The 22760-nt window shown below is 75.5% G+C and carries 21 protein-coding genes; 9 read left to right on the forward strand and 12 right to left on the reverse strand.

All coding sequences use genetic code 11. The features are described 5' to 3' along the window. The 5 genes from BIV57_RS21300 to BIV57_RS21320 all read left to right on the forward strand — a co-directional run. Positions 1–1261 (forward strand): lactate racemase domain-containing protein (locus BIV57_RS21300; protein WP_336447092.1); only part of this gene is annotated, 1261 nt, incomplete at its 5' end. A 4-nt stretch (positions 1262–1265) separates the two neighbouring features. Next, on the forward strand, positions 1266–2099 hold the full coding sequence (larE, locus tag BIV57_RS21305) for an ATP-dependent sacrificial sulfur transferase LarE (protein ID WP_071658489.1): 834 nt from the start codon (positions 1266–1268) through the stop codon (positions 2097–2099). Further along, entirely contained in the window at positions 2096–2797 is a 702-nt protein-coding gene (gene larB, locus BIV57_RS21310) for a nickel pincer cofactor biosynthesis protein LarB (RefSeq protein WP_079170558.1), read from the forward strand. Before larE ends, larB begins: the two co-directional genes overlap by 4 nt. Then, on the forward strand, positions 2794–3981 hold the full coding sequence (gene larC, locus BIV57_RS21315; RefSeq protein ID WP_071658490.1) for a nickel pincer cofactor biosynthesis protein LarC: 1188 nt from the start codon (positions 2794–2796) through the stop codon (positions 3979–3981). Before larB ends, larC begins: the two co-directional genes overlap by 4 nt. Before the next feature lie 452 nt (positions 3982–4433). Beyond that, positions 4434–4982: a GNAT family N-acetyltransferase gene (locus tag BIV57_RS21320; protein WP_071658491.1), complete on the forward strand. Its 549-nt coding sequence runs from the start codon at positions 4434–4436 to the stop codon at positions 4980–4982. Here BIV57_RS21320 and BIV57_RS21325 read toward each other — a convergent pair. The 6 genes from BIV57_RS21325 to BIV57_RS21350 form a co-directional block, all read right to left on the reverse strand. Next, positions 4939–6369: an FAD-dependent monooxygenase gene (locus BIV57_RS21325; protein WP_071658492.1), complete on the reverse strand. Its 1431-nt coding sequence runs from the start codon at positions 6367–6369 to the stop codon at positions 4939–4941. The genes BIV57_RS21320 and BIV57_RS21325 overlap by 44 nt on opposite strands. Next, positions 6366–6947 carry a PadR family transcriptional regulator gene (locus tag BIV57_RS21330; protein ID WP_071658493.1) on the reverse strand — a complete coding sequence of 194 codons (582 nt, stop codon included), beginning with the start codon at positions 6945–6947 and terminating at the stop codon, positions 6366–6368. The genes BIV57_RS21325 and BIV57_RS21330 overlap by 4 nt, the downstream gene beginning before the upstream one ends. Positions 6948–7079: 132 nt before the next feature. Beyond that, positions 7080–8093 (reverse strand): sugar phosphate isomerase/epimerase family protein, encoded by a 1014-nt coding sequence (locus tag BIV57_RS21335; RefSeq protein WP_071658494.1) that lies wholly within the window; start codon positions 8091–8093, stop codon positions 7080–7082. 41 nt (positions 8094–8134) lie between these two features. Continuing rightward, positions 8135–9346, reverse strand: a complete 1212-nt coding sequence (locus BIV57_RS21340) for a Gfo/Idh/MocA family protein (RefSeq protein ID WP_071658495.1) — start codon at positions 9344–9346, stop codon at positions 8135–8137. Between the two features lie 298 nt (positions 9347–9644). After that, the gene (locus BIV57_RS21345; protein ID WP_245797839.1) at positions 9645–10550 is read right to left on the reverse strand and encodes a ribokinase; all 906 of its coding nucleotides are present in this window, start codon (positions 10548–10550) and stop codon (positions 9645–9647) included. Between the two features lie 4 nt (positions 10551–10554). Beyond that, positions 10555–11649 carry a LacI family DNA-binding transcriptional regulator gene (locus BIV57_RS21350; protein ID WP_079170559.1) on the reverse strand — a complete coding sequence of 365 codons (1095 nt, stop codon included), beginning with the start codon at positions 11647–11649 and terminating at the stop codon, positions 10555–10557. Between the two features lie 148 nt (positions 11650–11797). Here BIV57_RS21350 and BIV57_RS21355 point away from each other — a divergent pair, with 148 nt between their 5' ends. Next, positions 11798–12454: a LysE family translocator gene (locus tag BIV57_RS21355; RefSeq protein WP_071658497.1), complete on the forward strand. Its 657-nt coding sequence runs from the start codon at positions 11798–11800 to the stop codon at positions 12452–12454. A 105-nt stretch (positions 12455–12559) separates the two neighbouring features. Here the strand turns inward: BIV57_RS21355 and BIV57_RS21360 are convergent, their stop codons facing one another. Then, a complete protein-coding gene (locus tag BIV57_RS21360) occupies positions 12560–15061 on the reverse strand; it encodes a glycoside hydrolase family 3 protein (protein WP_071658498.1) in 2502 nt (833 codons plus the stop codon). A gap of 131 nt (positions 15062–15192) precedes the next feature. On the opposite strand from BIV57_RS21360, the gene BIV57_RS21365 reads away from it, so the two are divergent. Beyond that, positions 15193–15735, forward strand: coding sequence for a TetR/AcrR family transcriptional regulator (locus BIV57_RS21365; protein WP_071658499.1), 543 nt, complete (start codon positions 15193–15195; stop codon positions 15733–15735). Between the two features lie 34 nt (positions 15736–15769). On the opposite strand, the gene BIV57_RS21370 is transcribed toward BIV57_RS21365, so the two are convergent. Further along, positions 15770–16156 (reverse strand): hypothetical protein, encoded by a 387-nt coding sequence (locus BIV57_RS21370; protein ID WP_071658500.1) that lies wholly within the window; start codon positions 16154–16156, stop codon positions 15770–15772. A gap of 151 nt (positions 16157–16307) precedes the next feature. On the opposite strand from BIV57_RS21370, the gene sigJ reads away from it, so the two are divergent. After that, entirely contained in the window at positions 16308–17219 is a 912-nt protein-coding gene (gene sigJ, locus BIV57_RS21375; protein WP_071658501.1) for an RNA polymerase sigma factor SigJ, read from the forward strand. A 243-nt stretch (positions 17220–17462) separates the two neighbouring features. On the opposite strand, the gene BIV57_RS21380 is transcribed toward sigJ, so the two are convergent. The 4 genes from BIV57_RS21380 to BIV57_RS21395 are packed head-to-tail and all read right to left on the reverse strand — an operon-like array spanning position 17463 to position 21447. Then, complete coding sequence (locus tag BIV57_RS21380; protein WP_071658502.1) at positions 17463–18182, reverse strand: alpha/beta hydrolase; 720 nt, start codon at positions 18180–18182, stop codon at positions 17463–17465. A gap of 42 nt (positions 18183–18224) precedes the next feature. Continuing rightward, a complete protein-coding gene (locus tag BIV57_RS21385; RefSeq protein ID WP_071658507.1) occupies positions 18225–19067 on the reverse strand; it encodes a sugar phosphate isomerase/epimerase family protein in 843 nt (280 codons plus the stop codon). A 2-nt stretch (positions 19068–19069) separates the two neighbouring features. Further along, positions 19070–20269: a dihydrodipicolinate synthase family protein gene (locus tag BIV57_RS21390; RefSeq protein ID WP_245797840.1), complete on the reverse strand. Its 1200-nt coding sequence runs from the start codon at positions 20267–20269 to the stop codon at positions 19070–19072. After that, entirely contained in the window at positions 20266–21447 is a 1182-nt protein-coding gene (locus tag BIV57_RS21395; RefSeq protein WP_071658503.1) for a Gfo/Idh/MocA family protein, read from the reverse strand. The genes BIV57_RS21390 and BIV57_RS21395 overlap by 4 nt, the downstream gene beginning before the upstream one ends. A 162-nt stretch (positions 21448–21609) precedes the next feature. On the opposite strand from BIV57_RS21395, the gene BIV57_RS21400 reads away from it, so the two are divergent. Continuing rightward, a complete protein-coding gene (locus tag BIV57_RS21400) occupies positions 21610–22680 on the forward strand; it encodes a LacI family DNA-binding transcriptional regulator (RefSeq protein ID WP_071658504.1) in 1071 nt (356 codons plus the stop codon). The last annotated feature ends 80 nt before the right edge of the window (positions 22681–22760 follow it).

Consider the following 22760-nt stretch of genomic DNA (forward strand, 5'->3'; position numbering starts at 1 on the left):
TTCCTCCTCCCCCCTCCCCACCCTCTCCCCCGCGGACGTCGACGCCGCCGTGCGGCAGCACGCCGCCGACCTGGACGCCGCGGGCCGGCTCGCCGGCAAGCGCGTGCTCGTCCTGGTGCCGGACGACACCCGCAGCGGCCCGCTGCCCGCGCTGCTGCGCGCCGTCCGGGACGCCTTCGTGCCGCGCGCCGCCGCCGTCGACGTGCTGATCGCGCTCGGCACCCACCCGCCGATGCCGCCCGAGCGGATCGATCGGCACACCGGGATGACGGAGGCCGAGCGGGCCCCCATGCGGGTCTTCAACCACGAGTGGGAGCGCCCCGAGACGTTCGCCTCGCTGGGCACCGTCACCGCCGACGAGGTCGCCGAGATCAGCGGCGGGCTGCTGCGCGAGGACGTCGAGGTGCGGCTCAACCGGATGGTCGTCGACTACGACCACGTGCTGGTGCTGGGCCCGGTCTTCCCGCACGAGGTGGTCGGCTTCTCCGGCGGCAACAAGTACTTCTTCCCCGGGGTGAGCGCCCGCGAGGTCATCGACGTCTCGCACTGGCTGGGCGCGCTGATCACCTCCTACGAGATCATCGGGACGCTGGGCACCACGCCCGTCCGCGCCCTGATCAACAAGGCCGCCTCGCTGATCCCCTCGGACCGCTCGGCGCTCTGCTACGTGGTCTCGCCGAAGGACCCGACGACCCTGCACGGCGTCTTCGGCGGCGGCATCGAGGAGGCCTGGGAGCGGGCCGCGGAGCTCTCCTCGCGGATCCATGTCGCCTATGTGGACCGCCCGTTCGACACCGTGCTCTCCGTGGTGCCGGCGATGTACGACGAGATCTGGGTGGGCGCCAAGGGCGTCTACAAGCTGGAGCCGGTGGTCGCCGACGGCGGTGAGATCATCCTCTACGCCCCGCACATCACCGAGTTCTCCGAGGTCCACGGCGAATGGATCAAGAAGATCGGGTTCCATGTGCGGGACTGGTTCCGGCTGCAGCCCGAGAAGTTCGCGGACGTGCCGCGCGGGGTGATGGCCCACTCCACGCATGTGCGCGGGGCGGGGACGTACGATCCGGCGACGGGCGAGGAGCGGCCGCGGATCCGGGTGACGCTGGCCACCGGCATCCCCGAGGCGGAGTGCCGGGCGGTCGGTCTCGGCTACCGCGACCCCGCGACCGTCGACGTCGAGTCCTACGCCGGACGCGAGGACGAGGGCGTGCTGCTGGTCCGCAAGGCGGGCGAGACGCTGTACCGACTGCGCAAGGGATGAAGCAGTGGACATAGACGACAAACTGACGGCCCTTCGGACCCGGATCGGGACCGAACCGGCCCTGATCACGGGTTTCTCGGGCGGCGTCGACTCGGCGCTGCTGGCCTACGCGGCGCACCAGGTGCTCGGCGAGAGGGCGGTCGCGGTGACGGCCGTCTCCGCCAGCCTCGCCGCGGCGGAGCGCCGCTCGGCGCGGGAGTTCGCCAAGGCGCACGGGCTGCGGCACGTCGAGGTGACGACGGACGAGGGCGAGCGCCCCGAGTACATCGCCAACGGCGGCGACCGCTGCTTCCACTGCAAGTCGGCGCTCTTCGACGCGGTGACGCCGCTCGCCGGGCTGCTGGGCGCCAAGGTCGCCCTCGGCACCAACCTCGACGACCTGGGCGACCACCGCCCCGGCCAGCGCGCGGCCCGCGAGCGGGGCGCGATCGCCCCGCTGGTGGACGCCGGGTTCAGCAAGGCGGACGTGCGGGCGGCGGCTGCGTCGCTGGGCCTGGAGGTCGCGGAGAAGCCCGCGGCGGCCTGCCTCGCCTCCCGCGTCGCCTACGGCGAGGAGGTGACGCCCGAGGTGCTGGCGCGCATCGAGGCCGCCGAGGAGGCGCTGCACGGCCTCGGCTTCGCCGAGTGCCGGGTCCGCTCGCACGGCGACGGCACGGTGGCGCGCGTCGAGGTGCCGGACGCGGAGATCGAGCGGGCGGCGGTGCTGCGGCACGAGCTGGACGCCGCGATCCGCGCGGCCGGCTTCGCCTTCTGCGCCCTCGACCTGGGCGGCTTCCGCTCGGGCCGGATGAACGTGCTGCTGGGGATGCCGGAGCTGCCGAAGGGACGGGTCTCGTGACGGACCGCCGGACCGGCACGCCCGGCATCGCCGACCTGGGGTTCGCCCAGGTGGACGTCGACCGGGAGGGTCGGCAGGGGCTGCCCGAGGTGGTCTACGGCCCCGGCAAGACTGCCCCGCAGATCACCGCGATCGTCACGAGCCTGCTCGCCGCGAACTCCGGCCCCGTGCTGGTGACCCGGGTGGAGCCGGAGACGGCCGACACGGTGCTGGAGGCCGTGGCGGCGGACGGCGGACGCTACGACGCCGAGGCGCAGCTGCTGGCGTGGCGGCCCGCGCCGGCCGGCGACTTCCGGGTGGTGGTCGCCGCCGCGGGGACGTCCGACTGGCCCGTCGCCGCCGAGGCCGCCGCGGTGGCCTCCGCCGCCGGGCTGGACGTCTCCCGGATCGACGACATCGGTGTCGCCGGCATCCACCGCACCCTCGCCGCCGCGCCCCGCCTCCACGCCGCCGACGCGGTGATCTGCGTCGCCGGCATGGAGGGCGCGCTGGCCAGCGTCATCGGGGGGCTGGTCGCCGCCCCGGTGATCGCCGTCCCCACCTCCACCGGGTACGGCGCCTCCCTGGAGGGCGTCACCGCGCTGCTCGCCATGCTCTCCGCCTGCGCCGCTGGCCTCACCGTGGTCAACATCGACTCCGGCTTCGGCGCCGCCATGGCCGCCCACCGCATCGCCCGCACCCGCAAGGCGTCCTCGTGAACCTGATCTGGCTCAACCCGTTCTCCGGCATCTCCGGCGACATGCTGCTCGGCGCGCTGCTCGACCTGGGCGCCCCGCTGGACGACATCCGCGCCGCCGTCGCCTCCACCGGCCTGACCGGCTGGGAGCTGACCGCCGAGCGGGTCGTCAACGGCGGCATCGCCGCCACCCACGCCCGCACCGCGACCACCGACACCGCGACCCACCGCTCGGCGGCGGCGCTGCTGGAGATGGTCTCGCGCGCCGAGCCGGCGCCGGTCGCGGCCGCGGCCCGACGGGCCGTCACCGCGATCGCCGAGGCCGAGGGCACGCTGCACGACCAGGACCCGGCGACCGTCCACCTGCACGAGATCGGCGGCTGGGACACGGTGATCGACACGGTCGGCGCGGCGGCCGCGCTGCACGCCCTCGGCGGCCCGCGGCTCTCCTCCGCGCCGCCGGCGCTCGGCACCGGGTCCGTCCGGACCCGGCACGGGGTGATGCCGTCGCCCGCGCCCGCCACCATGGCGCTGCTCGCCGCCGCCGGGGCGCCGGCGGTCGGCGCGGACGTCCCCTTCGAGACGGTGACGCCGACCGGGGCCGCGCTGCTCGGCGTGCACGCCGAGCGGTTCGGGCCGATGCCGGCGATGACGCTGCGCCGGATCGGCTACGGCGCCGGGACGAAGGAGTTCCCGGGCCGCGCCAATGTGCTGCCCGCGGTGCTGGGTGACGCCCCGTCGGGGTCGGACGCCGCCCATCTCCCCCAGGAGCTGCTGGAGACCAATGTCGACGACGTCACCGGCGAGGTGCTAGGCCATCTGCTGGGCGTGCTGCTGGCGGCGGGCGCGGCCGACGCGTGGATCACGCCGGTGGTGATGAAGAAGAACCGCCCGGCGCACACCGTCCATGTGCTCGCCGACCCGGGCGCCCCCGCCGACCGCCTCGCCGAGCTGCTGCTCCGCGAGACCGGCAGCCTGGGGCTGCGGCGCTCGCCGCTCACCAAGCTGGCCCTGCCGCGGCGCACCGCCGAGGTGGACGTGCGCGGCCATCGCATCCGCGTCAAGGCGGGCCCGCACGGCGCCAAGCCCGAGCACGACGACGTCGCCGCCGCGGCGGCCGCGCTCGGCGCGCCGCTGCGCGCCGTCGCGGACGAGGCCCGCGCCGCCTTCCACGGCAGCACCACGTTTGACGCCCCGTCAGACTAGACTCGTACGCCCCGGCAGCCGTACCCCTCACCCACCGACTGCCGCGCCGGAGCGACCCTCCGCCCCCGCGGCGGCTCCGGCGTGGCCGCCCGGCCGCGAGGCACCAACTCCGCGCCCCCGCAAGCGGGCCGACCGGGACATGGCCGAAGGTCCACGATTCCGTCACCTACGCGCACCGCACCCCGGACGCCCCGCACCACCCGCCGGCGCCGACCCCGCGGGGGCACCGGCGCCCAACCCAGCACCGCGCCCCCGACTCCGGACAGCCGCCGGAAGCGCCACCCCCGCCGCCATAATCCGCGGCGAAGGCATTGCCGAGGAGCCGCACTTCGCCCCCGCCCACGCGCCGGCACCCCGCACCACAGCCGTCACCGCCGCCCCGCACCGGCGCCCAACCCAGCACCGCGCCCCCGACTCCGGACAGCCGCCGGAAGCGGCCTACCCTGTGCGGCATGATCCGGCATGATCTGCGCCCCGGTGAGGGCGACGTCGAGGAGTTGTACCTCGCCGCCGCCTCGCTGCCGCCGCTCGGCGAGGGCCGGGCGACCGCGCGGCTCTTCGCCGCGCTCTACCGGGAGGCGCTCCAGGACCGCGACGACGTCACCGTGGCCACCGCCGAGGTCGGCGGCGCGCTCGCCGGGCTCGCGTACGGCCACCCGTGGCGCTGGGCCGAGCAGGACGGCGACCCCTGGGCCGGGCAGCTGCGCGCCCGGCTCGGCCCCGACGCCGCCGAGCGGCTCGACGGGGCGTTCGCGCTTCATCTGCTGGTCGTCCACCCCGACCACCAGCGCGGCGGCCTCGGCCGCCGGCTGCTCGCCGCCGCGCTCCCCGAAGGCGCGCCGCGCGCCTGGCTGCTGACCACCGATCGGGACACCCCGGCCAGCCGCCTCTACACCGCCGCGGGCTGGGGGCCGCTGGGCCACGGACCGGACGCGCCCGACGGGCGGCCGGGGCTGGTCATGGTGCTTCCGGCGGCGCCGGAGGGCCGAACGTCTCGGTGAGGGCGCGGTGGAGGGACGGGACGGCGTCACCGGTCGGCGGGGCCGTCCAGGCGGTGTGGCCGTCGGGGCGGATCAACGCGGCGGTGGTGCCCGGGAGTCGGGCCTCCGCCGCGGTGACGCGGCCGGCCCAGCCGTCCACCGGGAGGGCGGCGCCGTCCCGGAGGAGGACCCCGCCGGGGCCGGCGGCGAGGAGGGCGGCCAGCGTGCCGCCGTCCGCGAGGGGGACGTCCGGGGCCATCCGGCCCTCCCAGGGGTGGCCGTGCGGGACGGGGACCGGGTAGCGGATGGCCACCGCGGTGATCGTCTCGGCCAGCGGCCCCGCGGTGGCGTCTTCGGTGGCCAGGTCGGCGAGCAGGTCGCGGACGGCGGTGAGCCCGGGGTCGTCCGCCACGGACGGCTCGGAGAGGCGGGACTGGGCCACCGTGCTGCGCAACAGGCGCTCGCCCGCCGCATGGCGTTCGGCGTGGTAGTCGTCCAGCACCGCGTCAGGAGCGAGGCCGCGGGCCACCAGCCCCAGCCGCCAGCCCAGCGCGAACGCGTCGTCCAGCGCCGCGTTGACGCCGATGGCGCCGGCCGGCGGGTGGATGTGGGCGGCGTCCCCGGCAAGCAGGACGCGGCCCGCGCGCAGCCGCTCGGCGAGCCGCGCGGCGTCGCCGAAGCGGGTGAGCCAGCGGGCCTCGGCGATCTCGACGCGGCGTCCCAGGGCCTCGTCGAGGGCGGACCGGAACTCCTCCAGGGTGACGGCCCCGCCCTCCGGCGCGCCGGGCACCAGGATGCGGAGGTAGCCGGGGCGGGGGATGGCGAAGACCCGGCCGTGCGGTCCGGGCGGCAGTGCGGACGGGTCGGCGAGGACGACGTCCCCGAGCAGGGTGCGGCGGCGCGCGGCCGTCCCGGGGAAGGCGATGCCGGCCGCCTTGCGCACCGTGCTGCGTCCGCCGTCGCAGCCCACCAGCCAGCCGGCGCGCAGTGGTGCGCCGTCCGCGACCGCGACGGCGACGCCGTCGGCGTCCTGGTCGAGGCCGGTGACGCGCCGGCCGCGGACGATCCGGGCGCCCAGCCCCGCCGCCCACGCGGCGAGCACCTCCTCCACCCGCGTCTGCGGTATGCCCAGCACATACGGGTGCCCGCTGCGCATCGCCGCCAGATCGAGCCGCGCGCCGCCGACGAAGACCGTGCTGGGCACCGTCGGCCCCTCGGCGAGCAGCCCCGCCGCGAGTCCGCGGCGGTCGAGCAGCTCCAGGCTGCGGGCGTTGAGGTTGAACCCCCGGCAGTGGCCGGGCGGTTCGGCCTCCCGCTCCAGCACGGTGACGGGGACGCCGGCCCGCGCCAGCTCCCCCGCGACGGCGAGCCCCGCCGGGCCCGCGCCGGCCACCACCACCGCGCTCATCGGTGCCCTCCCGGCCACTCCAGCGTCCCGTCCTCGATCTCGCCGGCGATCCGCTCCGCCCAGGCCAGCTCGGCGGCGGCCATCGCCTGCGCGTACTCGGCCTCGATGACGAAGAGCCGGGGCGCGCCGTGCACCTCCAGCGCGGCGCGGTGCGCGCGCCCGCCCTCCTCGATCCCGGCGCGCAGCGCGGCCGCCCGCTCGCGGAGCGCGGCGGCGGCGCGCACCGGGCCGAGCGCGCCGAGGTAGGAGACCGCGGAGAGGAACTTCGGGTACTCCGCGGCGGGTTGGCGGATCAGCTCGTCGAGCCACGCGGTGAACAGCCGCGCGCCCTCGGCGGTGTGCCGGTAGACGGTGCGGGCCGGGCGCGCGCCGGGCTGCTCGGTGGCGGCGGGCTCGATCCAGCCGTCCCGCCGCAGCGCGCGGACGGTGTCGTAGAGCGAGCCGGTGGTGAGCTTGAAGGCGCGGTCCAGGCCGCGCTCGCGGAGCGCGGCGGCCATGGCGTGCGGATGGAGGGGCCGCTCCAGCAGCAGGCCGAGGACGGCGAGGGCGAGCGGGTTGGCGGGACGCTGGTCCGGCATGGGACTCCCCGGGGGCGCAGAACTTGGATCCGATTGGTCGGATCCAAGTATATGCACGGAGAAGAGGGGGACGGATCCGCCAGGGGGTGCGGACCCGTCCCCGGTCCTCGGGCAGCGGGCTTCGGGCGGGCGTCAGCTCCCGGAGGAGAAGGCCGAGTCGAACGCGCCGGTCGGCGGCACGACCAGGTCCGTCACCCCGCGGATGAACTTCAGCGCGTCGGGCGCGCCGAGCAGCCGCTCCATCCCGCCGTCCTCCCACTCCACGGAGATCGGGCCCTGGTAGTCGATGTGGTTGAGCACCCGGAAGATCGCCTCCCACGGCACCTGGCCGTGGCCGGTGGAGACGAAGTCCCAGCCGCGCCGCGGGTCCCCCCACTCCAGGTGCGAGGAGAGCCGGCCGTTGCGGCCGTTGCCGGTCTGGACCAGCGACTCCTTGCAGTCCACGTGGTAGATCCGGTCCTTGAAGTCCATCAGGAAGCCGACCGGGTCGAGGTCCTGCCAGACGAAGTGCGACGGGTCGAAGTTGAGCCCGAACGCGGGGCGGTGGCCGATGGCCTCCAGGGTGCGGACGGTCGTCCAGTAGTCGTAGGCGATCTCGCTGGGGTGGACCTCGTGCGCGAAGCGGACGCCCACCTCGTCGTAGACGTCGAGGATCGGGTTCCAGCGGTCGGCGAAGTCCTGGTAGCCGCGCTCGATCATGGACGGCGGGACCGGCGGGAACATCGCCACGGTCTTCCAGATCGCCGACCCGGTGAAGCCGATGACCGTGTCGACGCCCAGCTTGGCGGCGGCCCGCGCGGTGTCCTTCATCCGCTCCGCGGCCCGCTGCCGGACGCCCTCGGCCTCGCCGTCGCCCCAGATGTCGGCGGGCAGGATGCCCTGGTGGCGCTCGTCGATCGGGTCGTCGCAGACCGCCTGGCCGACCAGGTGGTTGGAGATCGCGAAGACCTTGAGGCCGTGCTTGTCGAGGATGGCGCGGCGGCCCTCGATGTAGTCGGGCTCGGCGAGGGCGCGGTCGACCTCGAAGTGGTCGCCCCAACAGGCGATCTCGAGGCCGTCGTAGCCCCAGCCGGCGGCCCGCTCGCAGACCTCCTCGAAGGGCAGGTCGGCCCACTGGCCGGTGAAGAGGGTGATGGGACGCGGCATGTGCGGTCTCCTTGGGCGGCTCTGGTTCAGGTCTGCCGGGTTCAGGACGCTTCGGCGATCGGGGTGAAGCGCGAGTCGTTGGCGGCGCTGGACTCGACGGCGGCGAGCACCCGGCCGACGCGCAGGCCGTCGGCGAAGGACGGCTCGGGGTCCGTCCCCTCGCCGATGGCGGTGGCGAAGTCGCGGATCTCGTGGACGAAGGTGTGCTCGTAGCCGAGGCCGTGGCCGGGCGGCCACCAGGCGCCGGCGTAGGGGTGGCCGGGCTCGGTGGCGAGGATGCGGCGGAAGCCGGCGTACTCCGCGTCCTCGGTGTGGTCGTGGAACCACAGCTCGTTCATCGCCTCGAAGTCGAAGGCCAGCGACCCCTTGGAGCCGTTGAGTTCGACGCGCATGGCGTTCTTGCGGCCGGCGGCGAAGCGGGTGGCCTCGAAGGAGCCGATGGCGCCGCCGGAGAAGCGGGCCGTCCACAGCGCGGCGTCGTCGACGGTGACGGGGCCGCGGGCGGCGCCCGCGGAGGCCCCGGCGAGGTCGCTGACGGCGCCGCCGGAGTCGGCGGGCAGCGGGCGCTCCTTGACGAAGGTCTCGGTGAGCGCGGAGACGCCGGAGATCTGCTGGCCCGTCAGGTACTGGGTGGCGTCGATGATGTGGGCGCCGATGTCGCCGAGCGCGCCGGAGCCGGCCCGCTCCTTCTGCAGCCGCCAGCCGAGCGGGGCCTCGGGGTCGGTGATCCAGTCCTGCAGGTAGACGGCGCGGACGTGGCGGATGTCGCCGATCCGGCCGTCGGCGACCATCCGCCGGGCGAGCGCGAGGGCGGGCACCCGGCGGTAGTTGAAGGCGACCATCGACCGGACGCCCCGGGCGCGGGCGGCCTCGGCCGCCTTGACCATGGCCTCGGCCTCGGCGACGGTGTTGGCGAGGGGCTTCTCGCACAGCACGTGCTTGCCGGCTTCCAGGGCGGCGATGGCGATGTCGGCGTGGCTGTCGCCGGGGGTGCAGACGTCGATGACGTCGATGTCATCACGGGCGATGAGGCGTTCGACGTCCGTCTCGACCTCGGCCCAGCCCATCTTGGCGGCGGCGGCCTCGGCGTTGGCGCGGTTGCGCCCGCACAGCACCTGCAGCCGCGGCTCGACGGGCAGGTCGAAGAAGCGCCCGGCGTTGCGCCAGGCCTGGGAGTGGACGGCGCCCATGAAGGCGTATCCGGCGATGCCGACCCGCAGCGGCGGTTTGGCGTTGGCGGGCTCGCTGGTCATGGGCGCGGGGCTCCTCGCAGTCGGTGATCGGCGGACCGCCTCGAACCTAGGCAGCGCGGAGTGACCCGGTCAAGGGTTCGGCGCGGGCCAACCCGGTGAATTGCTCACCGCGTTGACAAACTTCCGTCGGAGCCCAGCAGCCGATGCCCCCTCAGCAGCGCCTCCACGCGGGCCGGCTGGGCCTCGTCCAGCGCGGAGAGCGGCACGGTGACCGACGGCATCCCGGCTCCCTCGCCGGTCTCCCCTCCGGCCCGCAGCCGGCCCACCGTAGCGGAGGGACGTTCGGCGCGGAGGCCGATCAGGCGGACACCTCCGCCGCCGTCGGGTACGACTCCTGCGCCCCCGCCCGCGTCACCGCCACCGCCCCCACCCGGGCCGCGTACGCCGCCGCCTCGCGGAGCGCCGCGCCCGCGCCCAACCGCCAGGCCAGCGCCGCGGTGAACGCGTCGCCGGCGCCGGTGGTGTCGACGGCGTCGACCTTCACCGAGGGGACGTGCGCCGTCCCGGACGCGTCCGCGACCACCGCGCCGTCCGCGCCCAGCGTCACCACCACCGAGCGGGCGCCCAGCCGGAGCAGCTCCTCGGCGGCGCCGCGGCCCGCCGCGGTCGCGCCGAGCACCCGCGCCTCGTGCTCGTTGAGGACCAGCGGGTCGCACGCCGCCAGCACCTCCCGCGGCAGCTCCCGCGGCGGCGAGGGGTTGAGCACCAGCCGGGGGCCGCCCGGCGCCGCGGCGATCCGGGCCACCTCGGCGACCGTCTCCACCGGGACCTCCAGCAGCGTGGAGACCACCGCCGCGGACCGCAGCAGGTCGGCCGACGCGCGCACGTCCTCCGGCGTCAGCCGGGAGTTGGCGCCGGGCGAGACCACGATGGAGTTGTCCCCGCTGGGGTCGACGGTGATCAGCGCGACGCCGGTCGGCGCCCCGCCGACCCGCAGCGCGGCGGTGTCCACCCCGGCGTCCGTCAGCGACGCGGTGAGCAGCCGGCCGTGGGCGTCGTCGCCGACCCGGCCCACCAGGGCCGTCCGCGCCCCCAACCGGGCCGCGGCGACCGCCTGGTTGGCGCCCTTGCCGCCGGGGTGGACGGCCAGGTCGGAGCCGAGCACCGTCTCCCCCGCGCCGGGCCGCCGCTCCACCCCGACCACCAGGTCGGCGTTGGCCGAGCCGACCACGACCAGATCGTGGGTCACACCTGCACCGCTCACCGCGTCAACTCCCGCTCTCTCGCTCGCGCCGCTCTGCGCCGTCGTCGCACCGCCGGACGTTCCCCAGCCTGCCCGTCCCGCCGCCCCGGGCGCCGCCCGGCTCGCCGCAGGAGGCGCGGGCGACCAGGCGCGCGTCCAGCGTCACCGACGCGGCGGGCCGCCCCTCGATGCGGTCGGCGAGCGCCCGCACCGCCGCCCGGCCCAGCTCCGCGGTGGGCTGGGCGATCGCGGTCAGCGGCGGGTCGAGGTGCGCGAACCAGGGGATGTCGTCGAAGGCCGCGAGGGCGATGCCGGCGGGGACGCGCAGCCCGGCGGCGCGGATCGCGTCCAGCGCGCCCAGCGCCATCAGGTTGTCGGCCGCGAACACCGCGTCCGGACGGGAGTGCCGAGGCAGGCTCAGCAGGCGGGCCGTCTCCCGCCGTCCGCTCTCCGCGCGGAAGTCGCCGTGGCCGATCAGCTCGGGGCGCGGCGGCAGTCCCAGTTCGCCGAGCGCGCCGCGGAAGGCGTCCAGCCGCTCCCGGCCGGTGGCGGTGGCGGCCGGGCCGGTGATGACGGCGATCCGGCGCCGGCCGAGGCGGTGCAGATGGCGGACGAGCGCGCGGACGGCGGCGCGGCCGTCGGCGCGCACCACGGGGACGCCGGGGGCGCCCGCGATCCACCGGTCGACGAAGACCAGCGGCGTGCCGGACCGGGCGGTGCGCCGCAGCAGCTCGGCCGACGGGTCGTCGGCCGGCGCCACCAGCAGGCCGTCGGTGCGGCGCTCCAGCAGCGAGCGCAGCTGGTGGTCCAGCTGCTCGGGGCGGTCGTCGGCGTTGCCGATGATGACGCTGTAGCCGAGCGCGCGGGCCTCCTCCTCGACGGCGCGGGCCAGTTCGGTGAAGAAGGGGTTGAGGACGTCCGGCACGACCAGGCCGAGGATGCGGGTCCGACGGGTGCGCAGCGAGCGGGCCACGCCGTTGGCGCGGTAGCCGAGCTCGTCGGCGGCGGCGCGGACGGCGGCCCGGGCGGCGTCGCTCACCGAGGGGTGGCCGGTGAGCGCGCGGGAGGCGGTGGCCATGGAGACGCCGGCGCGCGCGGCGACGTCCTTGATCCCGGCCATCGGCGGCACCTCCTCCCTTCGGAAACGGTGCTGGAATCGTTTCCACCCTCGTCCGTGCGTCGATGGGATGCGATGCCGCCCGGTGGCGGCAAGGGGCCGACGCCGGATCGTTACCAACCGGCGGGCGCCGCGCGGTTAGCGTGCGGCCATGGTCTCTGCAGATCGCATCGCCGTCTTCGCGGGAGTTTCGTTTCTGATCATCGTGGTGCCCGGCCCGAGCGTGCTCTTCACCGTCGGGCGCGCGCTCGCCCACGGCAGACGCACCGCGCTCGCCACCGTCCTCGGCAACGCGCTGGGCGAGTACGCGCTGGTCGCGCTGGTGGGGTTGGGGCTGGGAGCGCTGGTGCAGCGCTCGGACGCGGTCTTCACCGGCGTCAAGCTGGCGGGGGCGGCGTACCTGGTCTACCTGGGGGTCCGGGCGCTGCTGAAGCGGGGCTCGCTGCGGGCCGCGCTGCAGGAGTCCGGCGAACGCCGCTCGGCGGCCCGCGAGGTGGGGCGGGCGCGCTCGCTCGCCGACGGATTCCTGGTGGGCCTCGCCAACCCCAAGAGCGTGGTCTTCTTCGCGGCGGTGCTGCCGCAGTTCGTCGACCGCGGGGCGGGGCACGTCCCGCTGCAGATGATGCTGCTCGGCGTGGTCTTCTGCCTGATCGCCGTCCTCTCGGACAGCGTCTGGGCGCTGCTGGCGTCCGGGGCCCGCAGCTGGTTCGCCCGCTCCCCGCGCCGGCTGGACGCGATCGGCGGCGCGGGCGGCCTGATGATGATCGGCCTCGGCGTGACGGTGGCCGCCACCGGCCGGAAGGACTGAGCTCTTCGCTCGAGCTCCGGTGCGGCCGCTGACGGTCCGTCGTGGCCGGTCGCGCGGTTCCCCGCGCCCCTTTCGGGGCGCGGGCGAACCGCAGGAGACCGCGCGTCAGATGTTGAGCGCCACCGTCTGCCGGGGGTCGGCCACCGAGCGGCCGGCCTCCAGGGTGTAGGCGCCGGGGACGAGCCGCCACGCGCCGTCCGCCTCGTCCCAGGACTCGGCGGCCCGCCGCGGGACGGGGATCTCCACCACGGCCTCCTCGCCCGGCCCGGCCTCCGCCGCGGCGAAGCCGGCGAGCCAGCGGGCCGGCCGCTCCGGGCCGCCGCCGTTCGACGGCGCCTCCGGCGCCAGGTAGAGCTGGACGACCTCGCGCCCGGCGCGCCGCCCGGCGTTGCGGATCCGCACCCGGACCGCGCCCAGCTCGTCGTCGTGCGCCGGGGCGAGCAGCTCGGCGGAGAGGTACTCCCACTCGGTGTAGCCCAGGCCGTGCCCGAACCAGTACGCCGGCTCGGCGGCGGACTCCGCCCCCGGCCGCTGCCACGCCCGGTAGCCGATGAAGACGCCCTCCTCGTACGGCTGCACGCCGTCCACCGGGTCGGTGGCGAGGATCGGTGCGTCCTCGGTGCGGGCCGGCCAGGTGGTGGGCAGCCGCCCGCCCGGCTCGGCGGCGCCGAGCAGCACATCGGCGAGCGCCGCGCCGCCCTCCTGGCCGGGGAACCAGGTGAGCAGCACCGCGGCGACGTCGTCGCGCCACGGCATCTCCACCGGGGAGCCGGCGTTGACCACCACCACGGTCCGCGGGTTGGCGGCGGCGACCCGCGCCACCAGCTCGTCCTGACGGCCCGGCAGCTTCAGGTCGGTGCGGTCGAAGCCCTCGCTCTCCACCTCGTCGGTGGTGGCGACGACGACCACCGCGACATCGGCGTCCCGGGCGGCGGCCGCGGCCTCCTCGATCAGCTCCTCGGGGGTGCCGGTCGGCGGCCGGTGGCCGAGGCGGAAGGAGACCGCCGGGATGGGGCTGTCGGCGAGCATCGCCGGGACGCCGTACTCCAGGGACACCGCCACCTCCCGCCCGGCCGCCAGCTCCTTGGAGAACCGCAGCTCGGTGGGGTTGAAGAAGGCGAACGGGTCGGCGGCGGCGGGCAGATGGTCGCCGTCGTGCAGCACCTCGCCGTCGACGGTGAGGCGGATCCGGCCGTAGCCGAGCACCGAGAACGCGTGCGGGCCGCTCTTCTCCGGGGTGAAGGCGCCGGCGAGTTCGACGGTGCGCAGCGTCCGACCGGTGACGCCGTCCGGGAGGGCGCCGAGCCACAGCACCTGGCCGTCGGCCTGCGGGACGCGGGCGAGTTCGGCGCCGTCCGCGTCCAGCCAGCGGGAGGCGAGCGCGAAGCCCTCGGCGGGGGCCGCCGGGGCGAGCCGAGCGCGCGGGTCGGCGCCCTGCGCCCAGACGACCTCGGCCTGCCCGTCGAGCGCGGCGGTGAGGCCCGCCAGCGGGGTGGTGACGTGGTCGGGGAAGACGGTGGCGCTGCCGCCGCCGAGCACCCGGGCGCTGCGCGCGGCGTCGCCGACCAGGGCGACGCGGGTCAGGTCGGCGGGGACCAGCGGCAGCACGCCGTCCTCGTTGCGGACCAGGACGGAGCCGCGGGCGGCGATCTCGCGGGCCAGGGCGGGGCCGTCGATGCCCGCCGGGCGGTCCTGCGGGGCGACGGCGGGGGCGACGCCGGCCAGCGCGCCGGTGCGGGCGGCGAGGGTGAGGGTGTTGCGGACGGCGGCGTCCACCTCCGCCTCCTTCACCTCGCCGGAGCGGACGGCGGCGGCGAGCGCGGGCCCGTAGACATGGCGGGGGCCGGGCATGGCGAGGTCCATGCCGCCGGTGAGGTCGCCGACGGTGGAGCGGGCGGCCATCCAGTCGGAGACGATCGCGCCGTCGAAGCCGAACTCGCCGCGCAGCACCTCGTTCTGGAGGTAGCGGTGCTCGGTCATGGAGTGGCCGTTGACGCCGTTGTAGGCGGACATCACGCCCCACGGATGGGCGTTGGCGACGATGTGCTCGAAGGGGGCGAGGTAGACCTCGCGCAGCGTGCGCGCGTCGACGCGGACGTCGAGGGTGAAGCGCTCGTTCTCGGTGTCGTTGGCGACGTAGTGCTTGACGGTGGTGCCGACGCCGCCGTCCTGGACGCCCTGGACGTAGCCCGCGCCCACGGCGCCGACCAGCAGCGGGTCCTCGGAGTAGTTCTCGAAGTGCCGGCCGCCGAGCGGGGTGCGGTGCAGGTTGACGGTGGGGGCGAGCAGCACGTGGACGCCCTTGCGGCGGGCCTCCTGGGCGAGGAGCCGTCCGGCGCGGCGGGCGAGCGCTGGGTCCCAGGCGGCGGCGAGCGCGGTCGGGGAGGGCAGCGCGATCGACGGGCTCTCGGGGCTCCAGCGGACACCCCGGACGCCGACCGGGCCGTCGGAGAAGACCAGCGGGTCGAGGCCGATCTCGGGGACGGCGGGCAGCGACCACATGTCCCGGCCGCCGAGCAGGGCGCACTTGGTGTCGAGGTCGAGCGCGGCGAGCGCCCGCTCGACGGCCTCGGCGTAGGCGGCGGAACTCCTGGACGGGTCGGTCATGTCGGCGGCTCCTTTGCCGTGTGCCGTTCTGCTGGGCGGTGGTGCACCTCCAGGGAAACATCCCGACCTGGCGATCGGTAGGTAACGTTATCCAGTCGTGATCTTCGGGTCGCGCACGATAGCCTGCGGACATGGCAACGGCACGGCGCGGGGACCGCCGCGGGGAGATCGTCCGCGCGGCGTTCGACATGATCGGCGAGCGCGGCTACCCCAACACCACGCTGGCGGCGGTCGCCGAGCGGGTCGGCCTCACCCAGCAGGGCCTGCTGCACTACTTCCCCACCAAGGAGGACCTGCTCGTCGCGGTGCTGCGCAGGCGCGACGAACTCGACGTCTCCGGCGGGGCGGTGGCCGGCCCGGCCGGCGTCCTGGAGGCGCTCGCGATGCTGGTGGACGTCAACGCCTCGCGCCCCGGCATCGTCCAGACCTTCACCGTGCTCGCCGGGGAGAGCGTCACCGACGGGCACCCGGCGCGCGCCTACTTCGCGGAGCGCTACGCCCGGGTGCGTGCGCTGCTCGCCGAGTCGCTCGGCGACGAGGTGACGGCCCAGCTGGTCATCGCCGCCCTCGACGGGCTCCAGATCCAGTGGCTGCTCGACCCGGAGGGCGCCGACATGCGGCCCGCGTTCGACCGCCTCGCGGAGCTCGTCGGGCGCGGGCGGGCGGCGGAGTGAGTGCGGCGGAGCGAGTGCAGCGAGTGCGGGTGAGTCAGGACCGCCGGTCCGCCCAGAGCAGCGCGCCCTGCACCACGCTCATCCCGAACAGCAGCACCCCGAGCGGCACATGCCACCCCACCACGTGGTGGATGCCCAGCACCACCTGCACCGAGGCGAGCGCCAGGAACGCCGTGGAGTGCCGGATCCAGCGCGTCGAGCCGCCGCCCGGCCGCCACACCAGCACCGAGGCCAGCACATTGAGCATTCCGGCGGCGTAGGCGACGTACGAGCCGGTGTGGTGCACGGCCATCCCGTGGTCGGTCGCGAAGACGATGCCGATCGAGACGGCCTGGCCCATGACGCAGGCGGTCTGCAGCGCGACGGCGACGCGCAGCAGGACGGCGGTGCGCCGCCCGGCGGTGGTGGCGGTCGAGTACATGGCGGGCTCCCCTTCGGATAACCGGTGTCGCCCCTTCCGACGAGGTGCCCGCGCAAAGTGTGAGGCCGGACCGCGGAACATTTGCCCGGGCTGTCTCGTCGTATCCCGCGAGAGCACATCACCGCAGCTGGAGAGGGAGGACGACGCCGCCATGACGCACACCACGGACCCGGGCCTGAGCGCGATCACCGACGAGCGGGGCCGGCTGACCGGCCTCGCCTACCGGCTGCTCGGCTCGCTCGCCGAGGCCGACGATGTCGTCCAGGAGGCCTCCGCGCGCTGGTACGCGATGCCGGAGGAGCGCCGCGCGGAGATCGCCAACCCGGCGGCCTGGCTCACCACCGTCGCCACCCGCATCTGCCTGGACGTGCTGGGCTCGGCGCGGGCCCGGCGGGAGCAGTACGTCGGCGCCTGGCTGCCGGAGCCGCTGCCGGGCAGCGAGGACTGGCACGCGGCGGGGCCGGCCGATCCGGCGGACCCGGCCGACCGGGTCACCCTGGACGAGTCGGTGAGCATGGCGTTCCTGGTGGTCTACGAGTCGATGACGCCGGCGGAGCGGGTGGTGTTCGTGCTGCACGACGTCTTCCGCTACACCTTCCCGGAGGTGGCGGAGATCGTCGGCCGCAGCCCGGAGGCGTGCCGCCAGCTGGCCACCTCAGCGCGGCGGCGGGTACGCGCGGGCCGGCCGCCGGCGGCGGCAGCGGCGGCGGACCGTCAGGCGGCGGACGTGGTGGGCGACTTCAAGCGGGCCTGGGCGGCGAAGGACATCCCGGCGCTGGTCGATCTGCTCGACCCGGACGCCCGCCTGGTCGCCGACGGCGGCGGCCTGGCGAACGCGGCGCTCAAGCCGGTCGAGGGCGGCGAGCTCGTCGCCCGCTTCCTCGCGGCCTTCGCGGACCGCACCGACGGCCTCGCCGTCGAGGAGTGCCCCGTCAACGGCCACCCGGGCCTGGTGGCCCGCCAACACGGCCGCGCGGTCTCGGTAGCCGCCCTCGAAGTCACCGCCGGCCGCATCACCCGCATCTGGGCCATCCGCAACCCGGAAAAACTCCACTCCTGGTAGCACCGGCGCGGCCCCTCCCGGCCGGGAACGGCGCCGGGCATCTCACCGGAGCGCGTTCCCCGGCCAGAACGGCACCCCAACCGCCACCGAGCCCGGCGGACCGGCCCGCCGCACGCCCCACCACGCACCACGGGCCACCCCCTGCTGCGACGCAACCGCGGCGGTGGGCGGGCTCGACGGGGTTGCCCCACTCGACGCCCGGGCGGAGCGGTGTCGCAGGTCATGGCGGTGCCGTGGTGGCGGTCAGAGCTCTGCGTGGTACGCGATGAGGCGGGTGGCCAGGTCGGTGGGGTGGCCGAGCATGGGGCAGTGGTCGCCGGGCATTTCGTCGGGGGTGATGCCGAGGCGGTCGCGGACGACGGCGCGGAGGAAGGGGGCCGGGAAGAACGGGTCGTCGCGGGCGAGCAGAAAGCGGGTGGGGACGTCCGGCCAGGACGTCAGCGGCCACGGCTTCGCGAACGGCGTGCCGGACTGGCCGCGGCCGTGCCGCTGCGACTCCTCGACGAGTTCCCGCGGGGTGTCGGTGTAGAAGAGCGCCAGCTCGTCGTCCGGGGCGCGGCCGTCCCGCGCGTCGCGCTCGCTGCGGGCCGCCGGGTAGCCGGTGTTGGCCCACCACTCCCCCGCCGACTCGCCCGGCGCCGGGACCATCGCCTGCAGCATCACCAGCAGCGCGACGGGCACCCGCTCGCAGACCAGCGGCGCGGTGAAGCCGCCCAGCGAGTGCGCGACCAGCACCACATCGCCCGCGCCACCGCCGCCGTCACCGCCGCCGCCTCCGCCTCCGCCCGCCGCACCGATCGCCGCGACGACCGCGTCCGCGTACTCGGCGAGGCCGGCCGCGTCGTCCTCGTTCGGCAGGTCGACCGCGACCGACTCATGGCCGCGGGCCCGCAGTTCGTCCTCCAGCAGATGCCAGTACCAGGGGCCCGCCGAGGCCCCGGGGATCAACACGAAGGTGGCCATGCCGACCACCCTACGAGCGACCCCCGACACCCGCCCGGCGGCTCAGAGCACGTGGGCGGAGTACCGCTCCGCGATCTCCCGCAGCACGGCGAACCCGTCCCGCTCCCACAGCCCGGGGTTGAAGATCTCCACCTCGATCGGCCGCCCCGCGTACCCCACCGCGTCCACCGCCTCGCGCATCCGCCGCAGTTCGATGCAGCCGTCGCCGATCTGGCCGCGGCCCAGCAGGACGCCCTCGGGCAGCGGGGTGACCCAGTCGGAGATCTGGTAGCAGGAGATCCGGCCGCCCTCGCCGGCCCGGCGGATCTGCTCCCACACCTGCGGGTCCCACCAGATGTGGTACGCGTCGACCATCACGCCGACCTGCTCGGCGGGGAACCGCTCCGCGATGTCCAGCGACTGCCCGAGCGTGGTGACCACGCACCGGTCGGACGCGAACATCGGGTGCAGCGCCTCCACGCAGAGCCGCACGCCGTGCTCGGCCGCGTACGGCGCCAGCTCGGCGAGCGCGTCGACGACCCGCTCGCGCGCCCCGTCCACGTCCCGGCTGCCGGCCGGCAGGCCGCCGGAGACCAGGCACAGCTCGGGGGCGCCCAGGCCGGCGGTCTCGTCGATCGCGCGGCGGTTGTCGTCCAGCGCGCGGGCCCGCTCCGCCGGGTCCTCGGAGGTGAAGAACCCGCCGCGGCAGAGCGAGGTGACGGACAGTCCGGCGTCCCGCACCGCCTTCGCGGCGGCCTCGACGCCGAGCTCCTGCACCGGCTCGCGCCACAGCCCGACGCCGGGGATGCCGAGCCGGGCGCAGCCGTCCGCCAGCTCGGGGACGGACAGCTGCTTGACGGTGCGCTGGTTGATGGAGAGCCGGGAGAGGTCCTGCGTCGTGCTCACGGTCACGGCTGCTCCACTCCGTTGATCTCCAGCAGGGCGCGCATCCGGGCGGCGGCCCGCCCCGGGTCGGCGAAGAGCCCGACGCCGTCGGCGAGTTCGTAGGCGCGCGCCAGATGCGGCAGCGAGCGCGCCGATTCCAGCCCGCCGACCATCCGGAAGTGCTCCTGGTGCCCGGCGAGCCAGGCCAGGAAGACGACGCCGGTCTTGTAGAAGCGGGTGGGCGCCGTGAACAGGTGCCGGGAGAGCGGGACGGTCGGGTCCAGCAGGCCGCGGAACCGCTTCGGGTCGCCGCCGTCGGCCTCCAGCGCCCGGACGGCCTCCGCCGCCAGCGGGCCCAGCGGGTCGAAGATGCCGAGCAGGGCGTGGGAGAAGCCCTGCTCGTCGCCGGCGATCAGCTCGGGGTAGTTGAAGTCGTCGCCGGTGTAGCAGCGGACGGTCCCGGGGAGCCGCCGCCGGATGTCGATCTCGCGCTGCGCCTCCAGCAGCGAGACCTTGATGCCGTCCACCTTCGCCGGGTTCGCGGCGATGACGGCGAGGAAGGTCTCGGTGGCGGCGTCCAGGTCGGACGAGCCCCAGTAGCCCTCCAGCGCCGGGTCGAACATCGGGCCGAGCCAGTGCAGGATCACCGGGCGGGAGGCCTGCGCCAGCAGGTGCCGGTAGACCTCCAGGTAGTCCTCGGGGCCGCGGGCCGCGACGGCCAGCGCGCGGGAGGCCATCAGGATGGCCTGCGCGCCGGTCTCCTCGACGAGCGCCAGCTGCTCCTCGTAGGCGGCCTTCACCTCGGCCAGCGACGCGGGCCGGGCGCCGAGCTGGTCGGTGCCGACGCCGCAGGCGACCAGCCCGCCGACGGCCTTCGCCTCGGCGGCGGAGCGGCGGATCAGCTCGGCGGCGCCGGCCCAGTCCAGGCCCATGCCGCGCTGGGCGGTGTCCATCGCCTCGGCGACGCCCAGGCCGTGCGACCACAGGTGGCGGCGGAAGGCGAGGGTGGCGTCCCAGTCGACGGCGGCGGGGTCGTCCGGCGAGATGTCGGCGTACGGGTCGGCGACCACATGGGCGGCGGAGAAGACCGTCCGGGCGGCGAGCGCCGATCCTCCCCCAGACTCCGTCCGGGGGTGCCCCCCTGCCGTGAACGCCGCCGGCTCGGTGCGCGGCCGGTGCTCCGTCAGGGTGCCGTCCGCGCCGGGGAGTCGGAGCAGGCTCACAGCGAGACCTCCGGGACGGCGAACCGCCGGCCCTCGGCGTGCGACTTCAGGCCCAGCTCGGCGAGCTGGACGCCGCGCGCGCCGGCGAGCAGGTCCCAGTCGTAGGGCGTGTCCAGCACGACGTGCTTGAGGAACAGCTCCCACTGCGCCTTGAAGCCGTTGTCGAACTCGCCGTTGTCCGGCACCTCCTGCCACTGCTCGCGGAAGGCGTAGGTGGCGGGCAGGTCGGGGTTCCAGACCGGCTTGGGGGTGGCGCTGCGGTGCTGGACGCGGCAGTTGCGCAGCCCGGCGACGGCGGAGCCCTCGGTGCCGTCGACCTGGAACTCCACCAGCTCGTCGCGGTTGACGCGCACCGACCAGGAGGAGTTGATCTGGGCGACGGCGCCGCCCTCCAGCTCGAAGATGCCGTAGGCGGAGTCGTCCGCGGTGGCGGGGTAGGGCTTGCCCTCCTCGTCCCAGCGCTGCGGGACGTGGGTGGCGGCGAGCGCCTGCACGGAGGTGACCCGGCCGAAGAGGTTGTGCAGCACGTACTCCCAGTGCGGGAACATGTCGACGACGATGCCGCCGCCGTCCTCGGCGCGGTAGTTCCAGGACGGCCGCTGGGCCTCCTGCCAGTCGCCCTCGAAGACCCAGTAGCCGAACTCGCCGCGCACGGAGAGGATCCGGCCGAAGAAGCCGCCGTCGATGAGGCGCTTCAGCTTCAGCAGGCCCGGCAGGAAGATCTTGTCCTGCACGGCGCCGTTCTTCACCCCGGCCTCCTTGGCGAGGCGGGCCAGCTCCAGCGCGCCCTCGAAGGTGGTGGCGGTGGGCTTCTCGGTGTAGATGTGCTTGCCCGCGGCGATGGCCTTCTTCAGGCTCGGCTCGCGGACGTTGGTGAGCAGCGCGTCGAAGTAGATCTCGACGGACGGGTCGGCGAGGACGGCGTCCAGGTCGGTCGTGTACTCGGTGAGGCCGTGCCGCTCGGCGATGGCGCGCAGCTTCGCCTCGTTGCGCCCGATGAGGATCGGCTCGGGCCACAGCACGGTGCCCGCGGCGTCGCCGAGGGGGAGGCCGCCCTGCTCGCGCAGGGCGAGGATCGAGCGGACCAGGTGCTGGCGGTAGCCCATCCGCCCGGTCACCCCGTTCATGGCGATCTTCAGGGTGCGGCGCGGGGCGGCACCCGGGGCGGTAGCCGTCATGGGCGGTCCTCCGGTATCGATCGAGTGCAGAAAGCGCTTACTAGCCCCCAAAGGTACGAACGGCGGGGCACCATGTCAACGACCGGCGTCCGCCGGTACGCTCCGGGGCAACAAGCGATTGCCCCGCCATGCCGGGCAGGTACCAGCACAACGAGGAGAACCGTGGCCGCCACACTCGCAGACGTCGCCGAGCGCGCGGGGGTGTCCACCGCCACCGTCTCCCGCGTGCTCAACGGCAACTACCCGGTCGCCGCGAGCACCCGCAAGCGTGTGCTGCGCGCCGTCGAGGAGCTGCAGTACGTGGTCAACGCCCAGGCCCGGGCGCTCGCCGCGGCCTCCTCCGACCTGGTCGGGATCCTCGTCAACGACGTCGCCGACCCGTTCTTCGGCCTGATCGCCAGCGGCATCCAGGCCGAGGTCGCCGAGGCCGACCTGCTTCCCGTCATCTGCAACACCGGCGGAGACCCGGAGCGCGAGCTCAACTACCTGACGCTGCTGCAGCGGCAGCGCGCCCGCGGCGTCGTCCTCACCGGCGGGGCCTGGGACGACGGCCACCACCTGGCCGCCGTCGCGGAGCGCGCCCGGCACTACATCGCCGGCGGCGGCCGGCTGGTGCAGTGCGGCCGGCCGCCGCTCGCCCTCGGCCCGGACGCGGGCCCGCCCGCGCCGGAAGGCGCCGGCGTCATCACCGTCGCCTTCGACAACCGCGGCGGGGCGCGGGCGCTGACGGCCCATCTGATCTCCCTCGGCCACACCCGGATCGGCTACGTCAGCGGCCCCGAGCACAACACCACCACCGCCACCCGGCTGGAGGGCCACCGCCGGGCGCTCGCCGACCACCCCGAGGCGGCCCGGCTCTCCGAGCCGCTCGTGGTCACCGGCGCCTTCACCCGCACCGCCGGCTACGACGCGGTGGCCGAGCTGCTGCGCCGCGACCCGGAGCTCACCGCGGTGCTCGCCTCCAACGACTCGGTGGCGCTCGGGGTCTGCGCGGCGCTGCGCGAGCGGGAGGTGGAGATCCCCGCCCGGATCTCCGTCGCCGGCTTCGACGACCTGCCGTTCTCCCGGGACACCTGCCCGCCGCTGACCACCGTCCGGATCCCGCTGACGGAGGCCGGGCGGCGCGCCGGGCGGCTGCTGCTGGGGCGGGACGCCCCACCGCCCGGCGGCGTCCTCACCATCCACCCGGAGCTGGTCGCCCGCACCTCCACGGGACCGGCGAAGCGGCCGTGAGGGGCGTTGCCTTTTGGGGCGGCGGCGGGGAGAGTTGATCTCGCCATGAACAGCCCGCACCACCACACCGCCCCCGCCGC

Source organism: Mangrovactinospora gilvigrisea (genome assembly GCF_001879105.1).
Classification (GTDB): domain Bacteria; phylum Actinomycetota; class Actinomycetes; order Streptomycetales; family Streptomycetaceae; genus Mangrovactinospora; species Mangrovactinospora gilvigrisea.

Bases quoted from the DNA above. Each gene is read 5' to 3' on its own strand.
- BIV57_RS21320 (WP_071658491.1), top strand. From the start codon at position 4,434: ATGATCCGGCATGATCTGCGCCCCGGTGAGGGCGACGTCGAGGAGTTG.
- BIV57_RS21325 (WP_071658492.1), bottom strand. From the start codon at position 6,369: ATGAGCGCGGTGGTGGTGGCCGGCGCGGGCCCGGCGGGGCTCGCCGTC.
- BIV57_RS21330 (WP_071658493.1), bottom strand. From the start codon at position 6,947: ATGCCGGACCAGCGTCCCGCCAACCCGCTCGCCCTCGCCGTCCTCGGC.
- BIV57_RS21335 (WP_071658494.1), bottom strand. From the start codon at position 8,093: ATGCCGCGTCCCATCACCCTCTTCACCGGCCAGTGGGCCGACCTGCCC.
- BIV57_RS21340 (WP_071658495.1), bottom strand. From the start codon at position 9,346: ATGACCAGCGAGCCCGCCAACGCCAAACCGCCGCTGCGGGTCGGCATC.
- BIV57_RS21350 (WP_079170559.1), bottom strand. From the start codon at position 11,649: ATGGCCGGGATCAAGGACGTCGCCGCGCGCGCCGGCGTCTCCATGGCC.
- BIV57_RS21355 (WP_071658497.1), top strand. From the start codon at position 11,798: ATGGTCTCTGCAGATCGCATCGCCGTCTTCGCGGGAGTTTCGTTTCTG.
- BIV57_RS21360 (WP_071658498.1), bottom strand. From the start codon at position 15,061: ATGACCGACCCGTCCAGGAGTTCCGCCGCCTACGCCGAGGCCGTCGAG.
- BIV57_RS21365 (WP_071658499.1), top strand. From the start codon at position 15,193: ATGGCAACGGCACGGCGCGGGGACCGCCGCGGGGAGATCGTCCGCGCG.
- BIV57_RS21370 (WP_071658500.1), bottom strand. From the start codon at position 16,156: ATGTACTCGACCGCCACCACCGCCGGGCGGCGCACCGCCGTCCTGCTG.
- sigJ (WP_071658501.1), top strand. From the start codon at position 16,308: ATGACGCACACCACGGACCCGGGCCTGAGCGCGATCACCGACGAGCGG.
- BIV57_RS21380 (WP_071658502.1), bottom strand. From the start codon at position 18,182: ATGGCCACCTTCGTGTTGATCCCCGGGGCCTCGGCGGGCCCCTGGTAC.
- BIV57_RS21395 (WP_071658503.1), bottom strand. From the start codon at position 21,447: ATGACGGCTACCGCCCCGGGTGCCGCCCCGCGCCGCACCCTGAAGATC.